The sequence below is a fragment of the Spirobacillus cienkowskii genome (assembly GCF_037081835.1).
Taxonomy (GTDB): domain Bacteria; phylum Bdellovibrionota_B; class Oligoflexia; order Silvanigrellales; family Silvanigrellaceae; genus Silvanigrella; species Silvanigrella cienkowskii.
In genome coordinates, this window is sequence record NZ_CP146516.1 from 193,303 (window position 1) to 207,549 (window position 14,247).

Here is a 14,247-nt window from a genome sequence, read left to right on the forward strand (position 1 = left end):
CAAATACAGGGAATTTAAATGAAAAAATATATTTATAGTACATTTTGTTTAATGACAACAATGTTATGCAAGAACGCATTATCATATGATAAATTTAAAGATGGTTTACGTTATGATAGTGCTCCAATACCCTCAGTTGTTTATGATTCATTTGGAAATATTATGGCTAGGTATTGGCCTAATGGAATAATTCCTTATCAATTTGCATTGAACGAGTATAATGAAATAGAAAAAAACGCTATCAAAAGCGTTATGAGGTATCTTGAAAAAAATGCTAATATTTCATTTAGAGAAGTGAGTGGTATTCAAAATAGTTATGTAAATATCACAAAATATGAAAAACACAAAAGATGGCAGACATGTGGATCATGGATTGGTAAAATCTCTGAAATACAATCTTTATTTATTGATGATAGCTGTCTTTATAGATATGGCAAATATGATAATTTTTCTAAAACCTATAAAAAAGAAATATTTCATGGGTACATTTTGCATGAAATTATGCATCTTTTGGGGGTAGATCATGAACAAACACGATCTGATAGGGATGATCATATTATTTATTTGAATGAAAATTATTATTTGCATCCTAATGATAAAATGGAAAATCAGTTGAATTATAAAATTAGAAAAGAAGAGTTTAGTTCGAGCGTAACAGATTATGATTATGCTTCAAGAATGCAATATCATGCTTATACAGCTCAAAAGTCAGGAACAACTTTGCCTATCATGATTCCTAAAAAATGTTTACCACAATATTTAAAAAATCCAGCAGCATTTGCGTATGAAAATTTAGATAAACTTGAAGGTTGCGATGAGCTAAAATTAATGGCAAATCCTTCCGAAGAGTTAACTAGGCTTGATATTTGCACGCTGCAGGTTATGTATGGAGTACCACAAGGAGTGTCAAATATAGTGGATTGCCGTGATGTATTTAGCAGATTATCTGGAAACAAAAAAGTAACGAGATCTGAAGACGCTAACTCTGATGACGAGAAGTCATTAGTTAAAAGATCTCCAAAAAAAGAAAATAATGAAAAATCTAACACTGCTACAAAATTATTTATGCCAGAAGATAGATTTGATATAATTACTTGCAAAAAAAATAAGAAATTTAGTGGTAGCTGGAAAAAAATTAATAAAAATAATACATTAAATTATTATAGATATTTCTCAGAGAAAAACGGCACATGTAAACAAGAAATTCATTCTTATAAATATGATACTATAAATAATGTATGGTCAGATAAACTAGAAAAGTTTTTTGTTAATGTAGATTAAAATATAATCAAAATAAATCAATTGAGCATAGTTTTTTTGATTTATTAATTTTTGCTTATCATGAAATTATACAAATCTTTGGATTGTAAGTTAAATTTCTTAGAGATTTCTTTACAAGCAAATTTAAGATGCACGCCTTCTTTAATAAGTTTTTGAACTTCTTGAATTGCTGTAGAGAAATTTTCTTCGGGGTTTATTTGTTCAGTTTGAAATATATTAACGCAAACAACAAATTCTCCAATTATTTCGGGCAAATTTTTAAAAAAATCTGTTACTTCAATGATATTTCCAACTTTATGAGACTCAAATTTTTTTGATATTTCTTTTGATACTGAAATTTGTAAATTTGAGTTTTGAAAAAATTCATTTATATTTTTTAATGTTGAGAGTAATCTTTTAGGGCTTTCAAAAAAAATTGCAATACATGGTGTAACGTTTTTCCAGCGTCTAAATTCTTCAAACTGTTCTTTCTGAGTTCTGCCAAGAAATGCAGAAAAAATACTTCTTGGTTGCAAAAATCCACAAGCAGCTAAAGCAGCCGTCATGCTACTTGGGCCAGGAATACTTTGTACCAAAATATCATGTGTATGAGCCGCTGCAATAAGAGTAGATCCAGGATCAGAGATGCACGGTGTTCCGGCATCGCTAATAATTGCCGCATTTTTTAGTTGAGAACTTAATAATTTATCAATTAAAAACTGCGTTTTGTTTTTTTCGTTATGTGAATGAAAACTTTCTAAATGTGTTTTAATCCCAAAATGATTTAATAATTTTCCAGAATGTCTAGTATCCTCGCATGCAATAAAGCTAACGTTTGATAAAATTTCTTTGGCGCGGGGTGAAAAGTCGTTTAACGTACCAATTGGTGTAGCGACAATATATAAAGTACCGTTACTCATGTTGTTCCTAATTTATAATTAAATGCTTCAGCAAAAAATTTTCCATTGTCATCTTTTTTTAAAATTCCAATGGGATTTTTAATATCATGGGTAAAAAAAAGTTTTCCATTTTTATTAATTAAGTCTTCTAAAAGAGTTTTTTTTTCGTCGATAACAAGTTCTGGATAGCGATCATAGCCCATAGTAATAGGAACATGAACCCAAGAAAAACCTGGAATCAGATCGCTTGCAAAAACAAGTGGACCATCATTTAAGTGAATTTCGGATAGCATGAGACCTGGTGTATGTCCATGAGAAAAACGAAAAGTGATAAAAGGAGATAAGTCTGTATGGCTCTGACTGTCTACAAGTACCAATCGACCAGATTTTTGAAGTAATTGGTTAATCAGTGGAATAAAAGAAGCTTTATCTCGTGGATGTGGGTTGAGAGCGCGAGACCAATGTTCTTTCCCAACATAAAATTGAGCATTAGGAAATAATAGACGTGTTTCACCTTCGCCGTAAGCAGATAAAATGCCGCCAGCATGATCAAAATGTAGATGAGATAAAATGACAATATCAATATCTTTATCAGATAAATTATATTTTTCTAGATTTTTTAATAAAATATGCTCGTTTTCGACAACACCATAACGTTCTTTTAATTTTGGTTCAAAAAAAGCCCCTACCCCAGCTTCGAGCAAAATATTTTTACCATTAATATTTTTAAGTAATAGAGAGCGGCACGCTAATGGAATTCGATTTAAAGAATCTGAACTTGTCCAAGATTGCCAAATTGCTTTAGGAGCGTTTCCAAACATCGCTCCGCCATCAAGCATTTGGGTGTTACCTTCAAGAGATATAATATCCATTAAATTAAGCCTCATTTTTATTAGAATTTTGTTGGATTGTCGTGGCTATCAACATAAGGGTCAATGCTTTCTAAAAAAGGAGCCATAGATTTAACTGGAATTTCGGATTGAATAATAACCCATCGACCATTGCGATTGATGTATGGTCCTGGCAAAGGAATTAAACCTCTAGGAAGGACATAGTTACCAAAAGAAATAGATTTTGTAATAAAAATTCTTAAAGCATTTAAAGTTTCGGGATTTAATTCTTTGCCATTATTTGCAAATAAATCACCAATTGGTGTATAGAGTCTAATTTTTGGAATAAGTTTATGACCATCTGTTTCAAATGTTATCGATGCATTTTCTGAATAGCTAGTGATTTTATTAATTGTACTTTCAAAATTTGCGAAAGTAATTTCACCAGATGGAGATGAAAAGTAGTCAGATAAAATTGAAGAATTTTTTCTGAGCCTTTCTATAAAGTCAATAATTTTAATTTGTGCTGAAATCATATCAAATAAAAATGTAATGCTAGAATAATTTTTAAATGATTCTGTGGGCAAAAAGAAATCTGCTCCCGAAGATGAAACAGAAGTTAAAATATTACTTGAATCTTGATTTTCTTGCTTTTGAACTAATTTTTCGACAAATAAATTTTGATTAGAAAAAACAATTGTGTGTCCTTGAATACTCCAAAATACGTCTAGATTAATACTTGAGTCTTTGTTTAATAGTGTAAGAATGTTATGAAAGTTTTTTCTAAAGTCTATTCGTTTGAAACCAAATCGCCCACAAAAATCCCAAGGATTTATTTTTTCGGAACATATAGAATTTAAAAAATGTTTAGGGTTTTTAATAGAAAAAATAATTTTAGAGTGATTAATGTTTTTTTGTTTATCATAATTTACGTGTTCTATAGAAATATTAATTGAATGATTTATTAAAAAATTTTTTACTAAAACTGGAAAATTATTAAATATAATATTTTTTAATATTTGTGATGATGTATTTAAAGTTTGTTTAAAATTATTTTCAATAGCTAATAATAAATCTTCTTTTAACGTGAGTTGTAATTGAGTTGCTCCGCCTAACAATAATGTTTTGCCATTCCACAATTCTTCAACTAATGAAGTTAAAGGCATTGCAAAAGGGCTGTCATTGTTTTGAGAATCAACTATTAAAGGTTTATTGTTTTCTTCGAATTCAGAGTACAAATTATTTCTAAAAATAATAGGATTATATAAATAAACATCATCTTGTGACTCTGTAGATGAGAGTATATCATTTAATATATTGTCAACAATAGTAAAAATTTTTGCAGAATTTTGTGGTTGAATATCAAAAATTAAAAAACCTTGAGCTCCAATGTTTTTAGTTGGTGGTTCACTTATTTCTTTTGCTTTATTATTTTCTAAACCTAAATTTTTTGAAAAGTTAAAAAGCTGATTATTTGCGCTTTTTGTGTAGTTAAATGCCATTGCAAACGTTGGTTTCCCTACTTTTTGCGCAAGATAAGATAACTGAGGGGTATTAGATTTTAAATTTTGATAAAAAACTACTAGTGCAATTGTTGTAATACAGCATCCTGTAACAACTATTATTGTAAATAATTTTAGTAAAATTACAAACAATTTCATACTTTTTAAATTCCTTATCTTAATTAAGTAAGTTATCTGAAAAGTTCAAAAAGCTTTCTGGCAGCGTCCATTCTTTTGGCTTCTTCAGAGTTTGGATCTGTTTGATCTATCTTAATTAAATTATTTGGAATTGCAGAAAGAAATCTAGATTTTTTTGGTTCGATATCATTATGATTTGCTCTCCCTTGTTTTCTAAAACCACAATGAGAAATAAATAATCGATATTTTGCTCTAGTAATTGCAACGTAGAAAAGTCGTCTTTCTTCTGCTACTAAATTAGAAAAAGGTATACTTTTTTCATGAGGAATGATTCCTTCTTCAACTCCAATTAAAAATACATTTGGAAATTCTAGACCCTTAGATGAATGCATTGTCATTACTTGAACCTTGTTTGTTGATTCTTGAGATTTGCCAAAAAAATCTCTATCCAAGTGAAGTGCATCAATTACAGCTTGTATGTTTTCTTCTCTAAGTTCAAGTTTTTCTATAACACTAAATACTTTTTCAACAAGTTCGATTCTAAATTTTGCAACCTGCATATTTACAGAAGTACTGAGAATTTCTTTTTTTAAACCTAAATACTCATAACATTCCCTGAGATAATTTGATATCTCAAAAATATTATTGCCTTGTTTTAATTTTTCACCAAATTTATTCCAATTATTTAAAAAATCTTCTATACCTTTATGTTCTTTTGCTAAAATTGATAATACACTTTTAAAGTCAGTACTATTGTTATTTTGCGTTTGTTGATTATATGTATTTTTAATTTTTTCTAGGGTAGTTATTCCTATACCCCTTGATGGAGTATTTATTATTCTAAATAAACTATTTAAATCATTTCCATTATGTGCAAGTTTTAAATAAGAAAATAAATCTTTAACTTCTTTACAATCAAAAAATTCGTTTCCGCCATAAATTTTATATGGAATTTGTTTTTCAATAAAGACTTGTTCAATAGGAATAGTTTGTTTATTTGACCTTACAAGAACCGCAACCTGTTCAAAACTAAAATTATGAATTTCTTTTTTTAGTTTGCTAATTGTTTCTGCTACAAAAATACTTTCATCTCTTTCGTTTTCGCTAGAATAAATTGTAATAGGGTATAGATTTGGCTGTTTGCTCCATAATTCTTTTCCAAGACGTTCCGTGTTTTCTCTAATTACAGAATTTGCGGCATTTAATATGTTAGGGCTACATCTGTAATTTTGTTCGAGTGTAATTTTTGTACATTCTGGAAAATGCTTTATAAAATCAGAAATGACTGAGGGCCTTGCTCCTCTCCAAGAGTAAATGCTTTGATCATCATCTCCCACTGCACAAACATTTTTTAGCTTAGAAGATAATGTGCAAATTAAATTAAATTGAGCATAACTTGTATCTTGGTATTCATCGACCATTAGGTATAAAATTTTTGATTGAATATTATTTAATAATTCGTTATTTTTTTTGAGACCTAAAAGTGTTAAATAAACAATGTCATCAAAGTCTATTAAATTATATAATCTAAGTCTTCTATTGTATGAATTAAATAATTTAGCTAAAATTTTACCATCAAATATATTACCATTTTTCTTAAAATCATCTTCTGTATAAAGGTTATCTTTGTAAAATGAAATTTTTTGACTTGCTTCTTGAATAGATAAAATTTCTTCTAAATTAAGTTCTTTTAATGAGTCTTTTAGAATATTTAAACTTTCATTTTCATCAGAAATCGAAAAGTCTTTATTTAGAGAAAAATAATTATAATATTTTCTAAGAATTTTTAAAGCAAAAGAGTGAAAAGTAGATAGCTCAACTTTTTTTGCAATTTTTTCTCCAATAAGAGAAGCTAATCTTGCATGCATTTCTTTTGCAGCTTTATTGGTAAAGCTTACTGCAACAATTGATTCTGGCTTAACTCCTGAATAAATCATCCAAGCAATTCTTGATGTGATAACTTTAGTTTTTCCGGTACCTGCTCCAGCAATAACAAGTACAGGACCATTAATCGCTGTGACAGCTTTTTTTTGTTCGTTATTTAAGGAATGCAGTAAATGTTCCATAAGTCAATTTTTATCCAAATAGATAATGTGCAATTTCTACACCAAAGGTGCTGACTAAAAAGGCTCCAAATCCTAAAAATGGTCCAAAAGGAATAGCTTCTTTTAAGCCATTTTTTGTTATAATTCCCCAAATTATTCCAACAATAGCACCAGTTATACTCGCATAAAATAAAGTAAAAACAATCCCTTTCCAACCTAAAACTGCGCCTAAAAAACCCAAATATTTAACATCTCCCATTCCCATTCCATCTTTATTTCTTATGAGTTTATATAAAGAAGATATGCCGTAAAGTCCTCCTGCTCCTGCCACAATTCCAATTAGGCTTTCAAGCCATCCAAGTTCTGGGTTAAGAGAGCCAATTATAAAGCCAATTATGGTTCCAGGTATTGTAATGAAATCTGGTAAAATTCTCTGTTTTATATCGATAATTGATAAAGCAATACCTGTATAAATAATCCATAATGAAGTAAAAAATGGAACAAAATTAGTAAAATGAAATTTACCAAATTGAATTGAATTATCATAATTAAAATAAGGTATAATATTTATTAAATCTAATGGAGTTAAAAATTTAAAAAATACAAAAAGTGTTAAAATTCCAGTTAATAACTCAACAAATGGATATTGATATGAGATTTTTGTTTTACAATTTGAGCACTTTCCTTTTGTTAAGAAAAAACCAATAATAGGAATAAGATCTATATTTGGAATATTTTTTTTACAATGAGTGCAAAAACTTCTTGGTGAAACAAGAGATATTTTTTGTGGAACTCTATAGGCAACTACATTTAAAAAACTGCCAATACTAACTCCAAATGCAAAAATAAATATTCCAATAATAATATTCAATGTATTTAATTCAACAGACATGTCATTTTCCTTGACAAAATTAAAGAATTCAATCAACTATGCTGCTTGGACTGTTTTTGCCAGTATCTTACTTGTTACATATGGCAATGCAATAGAATTGAACACGAGTGTAATATGAAATCAATCTCAAAAAATAGAAAAGCTTGGCATGATTACTACATCGAAGAAAAGTTTGAAGCTGGTATTAGTTTAAAAGGAAGTGAGGTAAAAGTACTGAGAGAAGGACATGGCAGTATTGTAGAAGGTTATGCCTTAGTTCGAGAAGGTCAGGCTTGGTTAGTGAACGCTTATATTCCCACCTTAAAAAATGCCAGTTATCTTAATCATGCAGAAAGACGTGAGCGCAGGTTATTATTAAAGCGTAAGGAAATAGAAAAATTAGATGCCGCAACAAGACAAAAAGGATATACATTGATTCCTTTAGAAATGTATTTTGATGACAACAATAGAATTAAAATTGAGTTGGGGCTTGCAAAAGGTAAAGCGCATCATGACAAGCGTGAATCTGCAAAAGAAAAAGACGCAAAAAAAGAGGCTCAAAGAGCATTGCGCCGTTAAAATTCAATTAATCAATGTCAACATTTATTGTAAAAGTTTTATCGTTTTCAAGGGATTTTGCAGTCGGTGATTCACTTTTCTGACGAGCCACAATAGTGATAGTTGTTTTTCCTTCTCCAATAAAAGAAAATTTGTAAACAACGTTGCCAGAGTTTCCAAGAGCCACTCCTTTAGGCATACAGCATTTATTTTTCCCATCAAACTTTACCATTGAACCAGAAAAACGAGGTTCAAGATAATTATAGGATGTTGTTGTAATATCTTTGAGTACAACAGCAATTTTATCATCTTTGTCAACTTCGATAGAAACAGAATCTTTATTTAAACCACTAATGATTTTATAACCCTGTATTTCATTTTGTGAGGGTAAGTTGTTGTTTTCTTCTATCGACCTGCTGGAGGTTGAGCACCCAACCATAAAAGAACCAATTGCATAAAAAATTCCGAGTAACTTGACTGTTTTAATCATTTTAATTCCTCAAGAAAAAATTAATCTTATATAAATTATTATTATAATTAAAAATTCAATTTCCAGCAATGTTAAAATGATTGAGTGTAAACGGTATGTAATTATAGAGATTGCATTGCTGGATTTGTTTTTTATTAGCTAACACTGCAAGTTAGTTTTGAAAGAGATTCTTTTCCTGTAGAAATCACAGAGTCCCACGAACGTCTTGCTTCATCGCCTTGAAATTCTTCATCGTATGTTTCTAAAAGGTCTTGGATACCGTCGGCGTCTTCTAAGAGACTTAACGCATTAACGGCCGAGCGAAAGTAGCGCGCTGCTTCATTAGGATGCCTTTTTACTTTTAAGCAAAGACGTCCCATTTCTTCATACCATTGAGCCTTTTCTTCGGGCAATGCGTATTCTCCACTTTCTCCAAGTAAATAAATGTATGAATTTAAAGCGCGGACGTGATCGCGCGCTGCAATCATTTCTGCTATTTTGGGGGAAAGAGTTTGAATGGTTTTGCGGGCACGCACTTGTTCTCTTCTTTTGTCTTCAAGACTTTCTTGAGAATTTCTTTCAATAATACGTTCGCAATATGCTTTTAAAAGGCGCAAATCTTCAGGAAGAACCTGATCGCGCTCTGTTTCCAAAGTTGGATTGATTTGGCGAAATAGATTTAGTAATTCAGGCGGTTGAACGTGTAAGTAGCTTGCAAGGACTTGTATTGCCCATGGTCTTTCATCTGGCCATACCCTTTCAGCTCGTTCCATTTGCCTAATCAGTTCGTGCATATCCATAGCGTCTCCTTGATGGCTTCTCTTCTTATTAATAACAATACAGCAAACAACAAGCTTAAAAAACATTCAGCAACAAATACATGCGACTTTAACTCGCAATGGTCAAGACAATTTTTTGGCTTCTTTGGAATTTTGATTCTTATCGTCCTTGATTTTAAGTGAATTGTCTGTCTTATGGCTGACTTTGTAAATTGCAAAAAAAATATTTCTTTTTTTTTTAAATAATTTTAGTTTATTATATGTTATTGAGATTGTGTCTCAAAAAGTAGCAAAAAAATTTAACGTGTCTCATATACCACACATTTGTCATAACCTGAATCAAAAAAGATACACTTTATTTTAAGAATTGTATCAAATTATTTTTTTTTACTATAAAATCATATGTTTTTGATTTGGCATGAATGTTGCTTACTAGAAAGTGTTATACATAGTTTCTATTTTTAAGTTTTGTTTAAAAAATAGAGGTTTTTGTATCTTTTTTGAAGAGGAGTGATTCATGAACTCATTTTTAAATACAATTAAAAATATTAGTCAATCTCCAAATTATAGTTCTTCAGCAAATTTAACAAAAGCTATTGCTGAAAATCTTTTTAAAGATTTAAGAGAATATGGGCTCGCTGACAAAGATATTGTTGCTATTTCTTCGGAAATACTAAATAAATTAACTGATGATTTAAAAAATCGTAACGCCAAAAATAATAATTCAGAAAGTTAAAACCTAATTATTTTTACCACTATTTATTACTAGGTTTTATTTTTTTATAAGTAAAATGTATGAAAGAGTTTAATAATTAAATTATCAAACTCTTCATAGGTAGGTACAGATTTTTAAATAATCTGTAGCAAAAGAGGAGCAAGATAAACCTTAAAGTTTATCCCGCTTGTTTGAGATGCTTATCAGCAGATTTCTTAGCAACAACTCTTTTAGCAGTCGCCTTTCTCTTCGTGCTTTTTTTGCGAGTAGATTTAGAAACTAGAGAAAGCTTAGATTTACGTCTCTTAGCTGTAGGCTTGCGTTTAGCAGCTGTTTTACGTTTACCTGAAACTTTTCTTTTCGTTTTTCTTTTCTTTGACGCAGTTGTTTTTTTAGTTGTGCGTTTAGCTTTGGTTTTTCTACTTTTCGTTTTTTTAGTAACTTTTCTTTTTTTAGTTACTTTAGACTTAGTAGATTTTCTGCGTTTTTTACCAGCTGTAACTTTTTTAGCTTTTGAAGTACCAGCTTTTTTTCTTCTACGAACCACCATATGTTTTCCTCTCCCATCATCAAGGATGATTTTTTTAAAACAGCCACATAGCGTCATCTCGACGCGTTCTGCGCAAATGGGCATCCTCCCGATGCATTGTATTTGCGCTTCAATTAATTATCGACATTTACAAAAATAGCTTGAGTTTATTTTACGAGTCTTATTGTCTTTCTAGTGAAATTTTGGCAAAATGGCGAAGAAATAACTTTTGTATTATTTTGTTTTTCTTAGTTATTTTAAGGGGTTATGTAGTGACTGGGATTTCAGATGTAGATTCTTTGGCGCCAGCTGGGAAAACTCGGCTGTGTTTTTTATTTGGCACAAATATTGGCCACAGTTTGTCTCCTGAAATTCATAAAAAATGGTTTCAATCACTAAACTTAAATTGTGTCTATCTGCCTTTTGTTTCTAAGAACCAAAATGATTTTTTGCTTGCTGCACAAGGTATTGTTACAGCAGATAACTTTTTAGGTGCTAACGTCACTCATCCTTTTAAAAGCAGTGTTTTAAATCTCAATGATGTTATTCAGTCAGAAACTGTTAAAAAAATTAAATCTGCCAATACAATTTATAAAAATACTTTCAATCAATTGTGTTTAGAAAATACAGATATTATAGGCTTTACAAAGTCGATTGAACAACTGATACAACCGCAAACTTATTTTGAAATGCTTGTTCTTGGAGGAGGTGGCGCTGCGGTCACGGCCTTGTTTTACGGTATGATGAATTCGTATTGCTCTCAAATGCTTTGTGTCACGCGGTCTCCAGAAAAGACAATAAAAAATTATGATTATTTAGAATGTTACGAGAAACTTGTTGTTAAAAATCTTAATGAAACTGTATTGAATGAGTTGATTTATAACATAAGAAAACAAAATAAATTAACAGTTATCGTAAACACTTTGCCACTTGGAATAGGAGAACATGCAGAAGGGAGTTATAGAGATAACAATCTTTTTGCAGAGCAACTTATTACACAGTTAAATACAGAGACAACATGTTATCTTGATTTGGTTTATTTTGATACCAAGCCCCTAAAACTCGCTCAGAAAAAACTTATGAGATGTTTAAACGGAAAAACGATGTTGGTTGCTCAGGCGCAAGAAAGTTTTCGTTTGTGGACAGGTGTGCTTCCTGCTAAGTGTTGAGCAATAAGTCTGCAACATGTTTTAATGTTTCATCTTTTTTGCAAAACGCGAACCGTATCCAAGGCAGACTTTTTGGTGCTTTTTTATAAAACGAAGACAATGGGATTGTTGCAATTTTATAGGTTTCAATAAGCTGTTTTGTATATAGTGTATCAGACATATCTCCAGCAAGGTGTTCGTAATTTGCGGCAAGAAAAAAGGTTCCTTCCGAATTGCTTACAGAATAGCCCGCTCTTTCTAAGATGCTTTTTAAAAAATTTCTTTTTGTCTGATAACTTTCTCTTTGTGTCTTTAAATAGTTATCTAGCCAGACTTTGTTAGACATGGCAGCGGCTAATCCTAATTGTGTAAATGGGCTTGTACAGAATACAGTTGCTTGGTGCACAAGACGGATTCCATTGGTTAAATGTGGCGGAGCGCATACCCATCCCGTTTTTAATCCTGTAAACCCAAATGTTTTTGCTGCAGAACTGACTCGTATAACAAGGTGCTGAATTTTAGGAATCGAACAGAGTGAGATGTGGCGCGCTGGTTCATAAACAAGATTTTCATAAACTTCATCACTAATAATGAGAGTATTCTTTTTTAATAATTTTGAAGCAATTCTATCGAGTTCTTCTTCTGTAAAAACCTTTCCTGTAGGGTTATGAGGAGAGTTTATAATTGCAAGTGACACCCCCGCAGCACATGCGGCATCGAATTCGCTCCAATCAACACTCCATCCGCCTCCGCGAATGCCAACCGCTGTATCTGGAGCATGGAGTCGAATCGGAACTGCAACTCCTCCTGCATTTGCAATAGCTTGGTAGTATAAATCAAATGCAGGTTCAAAAAGAAGCACTCGATCTCCAGGATTTACAAAAGCATTGATTGCACAAAAAATTGCTTCTGAAGCACCACAAGTAATTGTAATTTCTGTCTCAGGATTATAAATAACACCCGTAAATGATTCTACAAATAAAGATATTTCTTGGCGTAATCGTTCTTCTCCATGCGATGGCGCATACTGATTATGGCAAGTTAACACTTCTTTAGAGACTGCATCAATAACTTGAGAGGGGCCATAAAAATCGGGAAACCCTTGACCTAAATTAACAGCGTTATAAATATTGGAAAGCGAAGTAATTTCAGAAAATATGCTTGTGCCAGTTTCATTCCAGCGGTGTGCAATTCGACTTGATCTTTGCATTATTATACTTTCAATAAAATTTGATGATTTTTTTTAATAATTATATAAACTCATTTTATTGCGCAGTTTATATTAAAGTTTAAACTAAGTCTTTAATATAAGACATCTTTATTGTGTTATCAGGAAAACATACAGCGATCAAGTTAGGCTGAAGTTGCAGAAAGAGTTTTGCATGACAAATTTTAAAAAAGAATTAGCCAAATTTGAATATGACTTACTAAAAAAAATTCTATTAATGAGTAAAGATTGTCATACAAAAATTCTTTTAAATCTTCAAGTTTCTGGTGGCATGGATAGCATGTGCATGTTAAATGCATTTTTTAAAATATTAAATTCAAAACATTTTGAGAATAAAGAAAAATTTGTTTTCGTTGCGCAACATTTTAACCATAAACAACGAGGACAAGAATCAGAAGAAGATGTTGTTTTTGTGTCTCAATATTGCTCCCAATATAATATTCCTCTTTACGTAAATGAGTTGCAAGTTAAAGATATGAAAGCAAAAAATTTTCAAAATGATGCGCGTAACTGGAGAAAATCACAGGCAATTTCTCTTTGTCAAGAATTGCAAAAAAGCTTAAAGATAGGAAAATATTTTATTGTCACTGCCCATCATGCTCGAGATCATGTTGAAAGTGTTTTATTGCACATATTAAGAGGATGTTCTTTAAATGGGTTGGTTGGGATTCAGCAGTTTGATGAGCAAAATTTGTTTTTTAGACCATTTTTTAATATATCTTACAAGTGCTTACAAAGGTACTGTCATGATGAGCAGATCTTATTTAGAATGGATAGTTCTAATCTAAGTAATGACTATGATAGAAATTATATTAGAAACAGCATCCTGCCGCATTTTGAACATTTAAGACCCAGCTATGAGAAATCATTTCAATCATTGTCAAAGCATGTTGTAGAACATTTAGAAACTTTTGTGGAAGATGATGGCTTCGAGGAAAATCAGCAAATATTGGTTTTGAATGGAATGAGTCTGTCTGATGTATATAGAACAATCATTAATAAAAACAAAGAATTAAAAAATATTCTGGGTAGAAATGTGATGGCAAATCTTTTACATGAGATGGAGCTTCTAAAAAAAAGTAGGCTTATTCTTAAAGAAGTCAAATTAAAAAATGATTGGGTTGCTTGTTTAATGAAAGATAATGATAATATAAAGATACAGTTTTTAAAACAAAAATATTGAAAATCATGTTTCTCGACGGCTTGACTAACCTCTCATTGGTTGCAAATTGTTGAAGAGGGTGTAGAGTTCGCCTGTTTAGTAACATAAGATACT

The 14,247-nt window shown here is 30.9% G+C and carries 14 protein-coding genes; 5 read left to right on the forward strand and 9 right to left on the reverse strand.

Annotation, left to right across the window (positions count from 1 at the left end):
• Positions 1 to 18 precede the first annotated feature (18 nt).
• Positions 19 to 1,281: a M12 family metallopeptidase gene (locus tag Spiro2_RS00835; protein WP_338636428.1), complete on the forward strand. Its 1,263-nt coding sequence runs from the start codon at positions 19 to 21 to the stop codon at positions 1,279 to 1,281.
• A 44-nt stretch (positions 1,282 to 1,325) separates the two neighbouring features.
• Here Spiro2_RS00835 and rsmI read toward each other — a convergent pair whose 3' ends face one another.
• Genes rsmI through Spiro2_RS00860 form a run of 5 tightly spaced genes read right to left on the reverse strand, consistent with a single transcriptional unit; the run spans position 1,326 to position 7,566 of the window.
• The gene (gene rsmI, locus Spiro2_RS00840; RefSeq protein WP_338636430.1) at positions 1,326 to 2,180 is read right to left on the reverse strand and encodes a 16S rRNA (cytidine(1402)-2'-O)-methyltransferase; all 855 of its coding nucleotides are present in this window, start codon (positions 2,178 to 2,180) and stop codon (positions 1,326 to 1,328) included.
• On the reverse strand, positions 2,177 to 3,031 hold the full coding sequence (locus Spiro2_RS00845; protein ID WP_338636431.1) for an MBL fold metallo-hydrolase: 855 nt from the start codon (positions 3,029 to 3,031) through the stop codon (positions 2,177 to 2,179). Before Spiro2_RS00845 ends, rsmI begins: the two co-directional genes overlap by 4 nt.
• A gap of 20 nt (positions 3,032 to 3,051) precedes the next feature.
• A complete protein-coding gene (locus tag Spiro2_RS00850) occupies positions 3,052 to 4,650 on the reverse strand; it encodes a hypothetical protein (protein WP_338636432.1) in 1,599 nt (532 codons plus the stop codon).
• Between the two features lie 32 nt (positions 4,651 to 4,682).
• The gene (locus Spiro2_RS00855; protein ID WP_338636433.1) at positions 4,683 to 6,695 is read right to left on the reverse strand and encodes an ATP-dependent helicase; all 2,013 of its coding nucleotides are present in this window, start codon (positions 6,693 to 6,695) and stop codon (positions 4,683 to 4,685) included.
• A gap of 10 nt (positions 6,696 to 6,705) precedes the next feature.
• On the reverse strand, positions 6,706 to 7,566 hold the full coding sequence (locus Spiro2_RS00860; protein WP_338636434.1) for a prepilin peptidase: 861 nt from the start codon (positions 7,564 to 7,566) through the stop codon (positions 6,706 to 6,708).
• 114 nt (positions 7,567 to 7,680) lie between these two features.
• Here Spiro2_RS00860 and smpB point away from each other — a divergent pair, with 114 nt between their 5' ends.
• Positions 7,681 to 8,124: an SsrA-binding protein SmpB gene (smpB, locus tag Spiro2_RS00865; protein WP_338636435.1), complete on the forward strand. Its 444-nt coding sequence runs from the start codon at positions 7,681 to 7,683 to the stop codon at positions 8,122 to 8,124.
• A 7-nt stretch (positions 8,125 to 8,131) separates the two neighbouring features.
• Here the strand turns inward: smpB and Spiro2_RS00870 are convergent, their stop codons facing one another.
• Together Spiro2_RS00870 and Spiro2_RS00875 are read right to left on the reverse strand one after the other, a co-directional pair.
• Complete coding sequence (locus Spiro2_RS00870; RefSeq protein WP_338636437.1) at positions 8,132 to 8,593, reverse strand: hypothetical protein; 462 nt, start codon at positions 8,591 to 8,593, stop codon at positions 8,132 to 8,134.
• A gap of 134 nt (positions 8,594 to 8,727) precedes the next feature.
• On the reverse strand, positions 8,728 to 9,372 hold the full coding sequence (locus Spiro2_RS00875; protein ID WP_338636438.1) for a hypothetical protein: 645 nt from the start codon (positions 9,370 to 9,372) through the stop codon (positions 8,728 to 8,730).
• A 496-nt stretch (positions 9,373 to 9,868) separates the two neighbouring features.
• On the opposite strand from Spiro2_RS00875, the gene Spiro2_RS00880 reads away from it, so the two are divergent.
• Entirely contained in the window at positions 9,869 to 10,087 is a 219-nt protein-coding gene (locus Spiro2_RS00880; protein WP_338636439.1) for a hypothetical protein, read from the forward strand.
• Positions 10,088 to 10,244: 157 nt separating this feature from the next.
• Here the strand turns inward: Spiro2_RS00880 and Spiro2_RS00885 are convergent, their stop codons facing one another.
• Complete coding sequence (locus tag Spiro2_RS00885; RefSeq protein ID WP_338636440.1) at positions 10,245 to 10,616, reverse strand: hypothetical protein; 372 nt, start codon at positions 10,614 to 10,616, stop codon at positions 10,245 to 10,247.
• A 251-nt stretch (positions 10,617 to 10,867) separates the two neighbouring features.
• Between Spiro2_RS00885 and Spiro2_RS00890 the strand changes: the two genes are divergently transcribed.
• Positions 10,868 to 11,764 carry a hypothetical protein gene (locus Spiro2_RS00890; RefSeq protein WP_338636441.1) on the forward strand — a complete coding sequence of 299 codons (897 nt, stop codon included), beginning with the start codon at positions 10,868 to 10,870 and terminating at the stop codon, positions 11,762 to 11,764.
• Here Spiro2_RS00890 and Spiro2_RS00895 read toward each other — a convergent pair.
• On the reverse strand, positions 11,754 to 12,953 hold the full coding sequence (locus tag Spiro2_RS00895) for a pyridoxal phosphate-dependent aminotransferase (RefSeq protein WP_338636442.1): 1,200 nt from the start codon (positions 12,951 to 12,953) through the stop codon (positions 11,754 to 11,756). The two genes, Spiro2_RS00890 and Spiro2_RS00895, sit on opposite strands and share 11 nt — an antisense overlap.
• A gap of 172 nt (positions 12,954 to 13,125) precedes the next feature.
• Between Spiro2_RS00895 and tilS the strand changes: the two genes are divergently transcribed.
• Positions 13,126 to 14,154 carry a tRNA lysidine(34) synthetase TilS gene (gene tilS, locus Spiro2_RS00900; RefSeq protein ID WP_338636443.1) on the forward strand — a complete coding sequence of 343 codons (1,029 nt, stop codon included), beginning with the start codon at positions 13,126 to 13,128 and terminating at the stop codon, positions 14,152 to 14,154.
• Positions 14,155 to 14,247 lie beyond the last annotated feature (93 nt).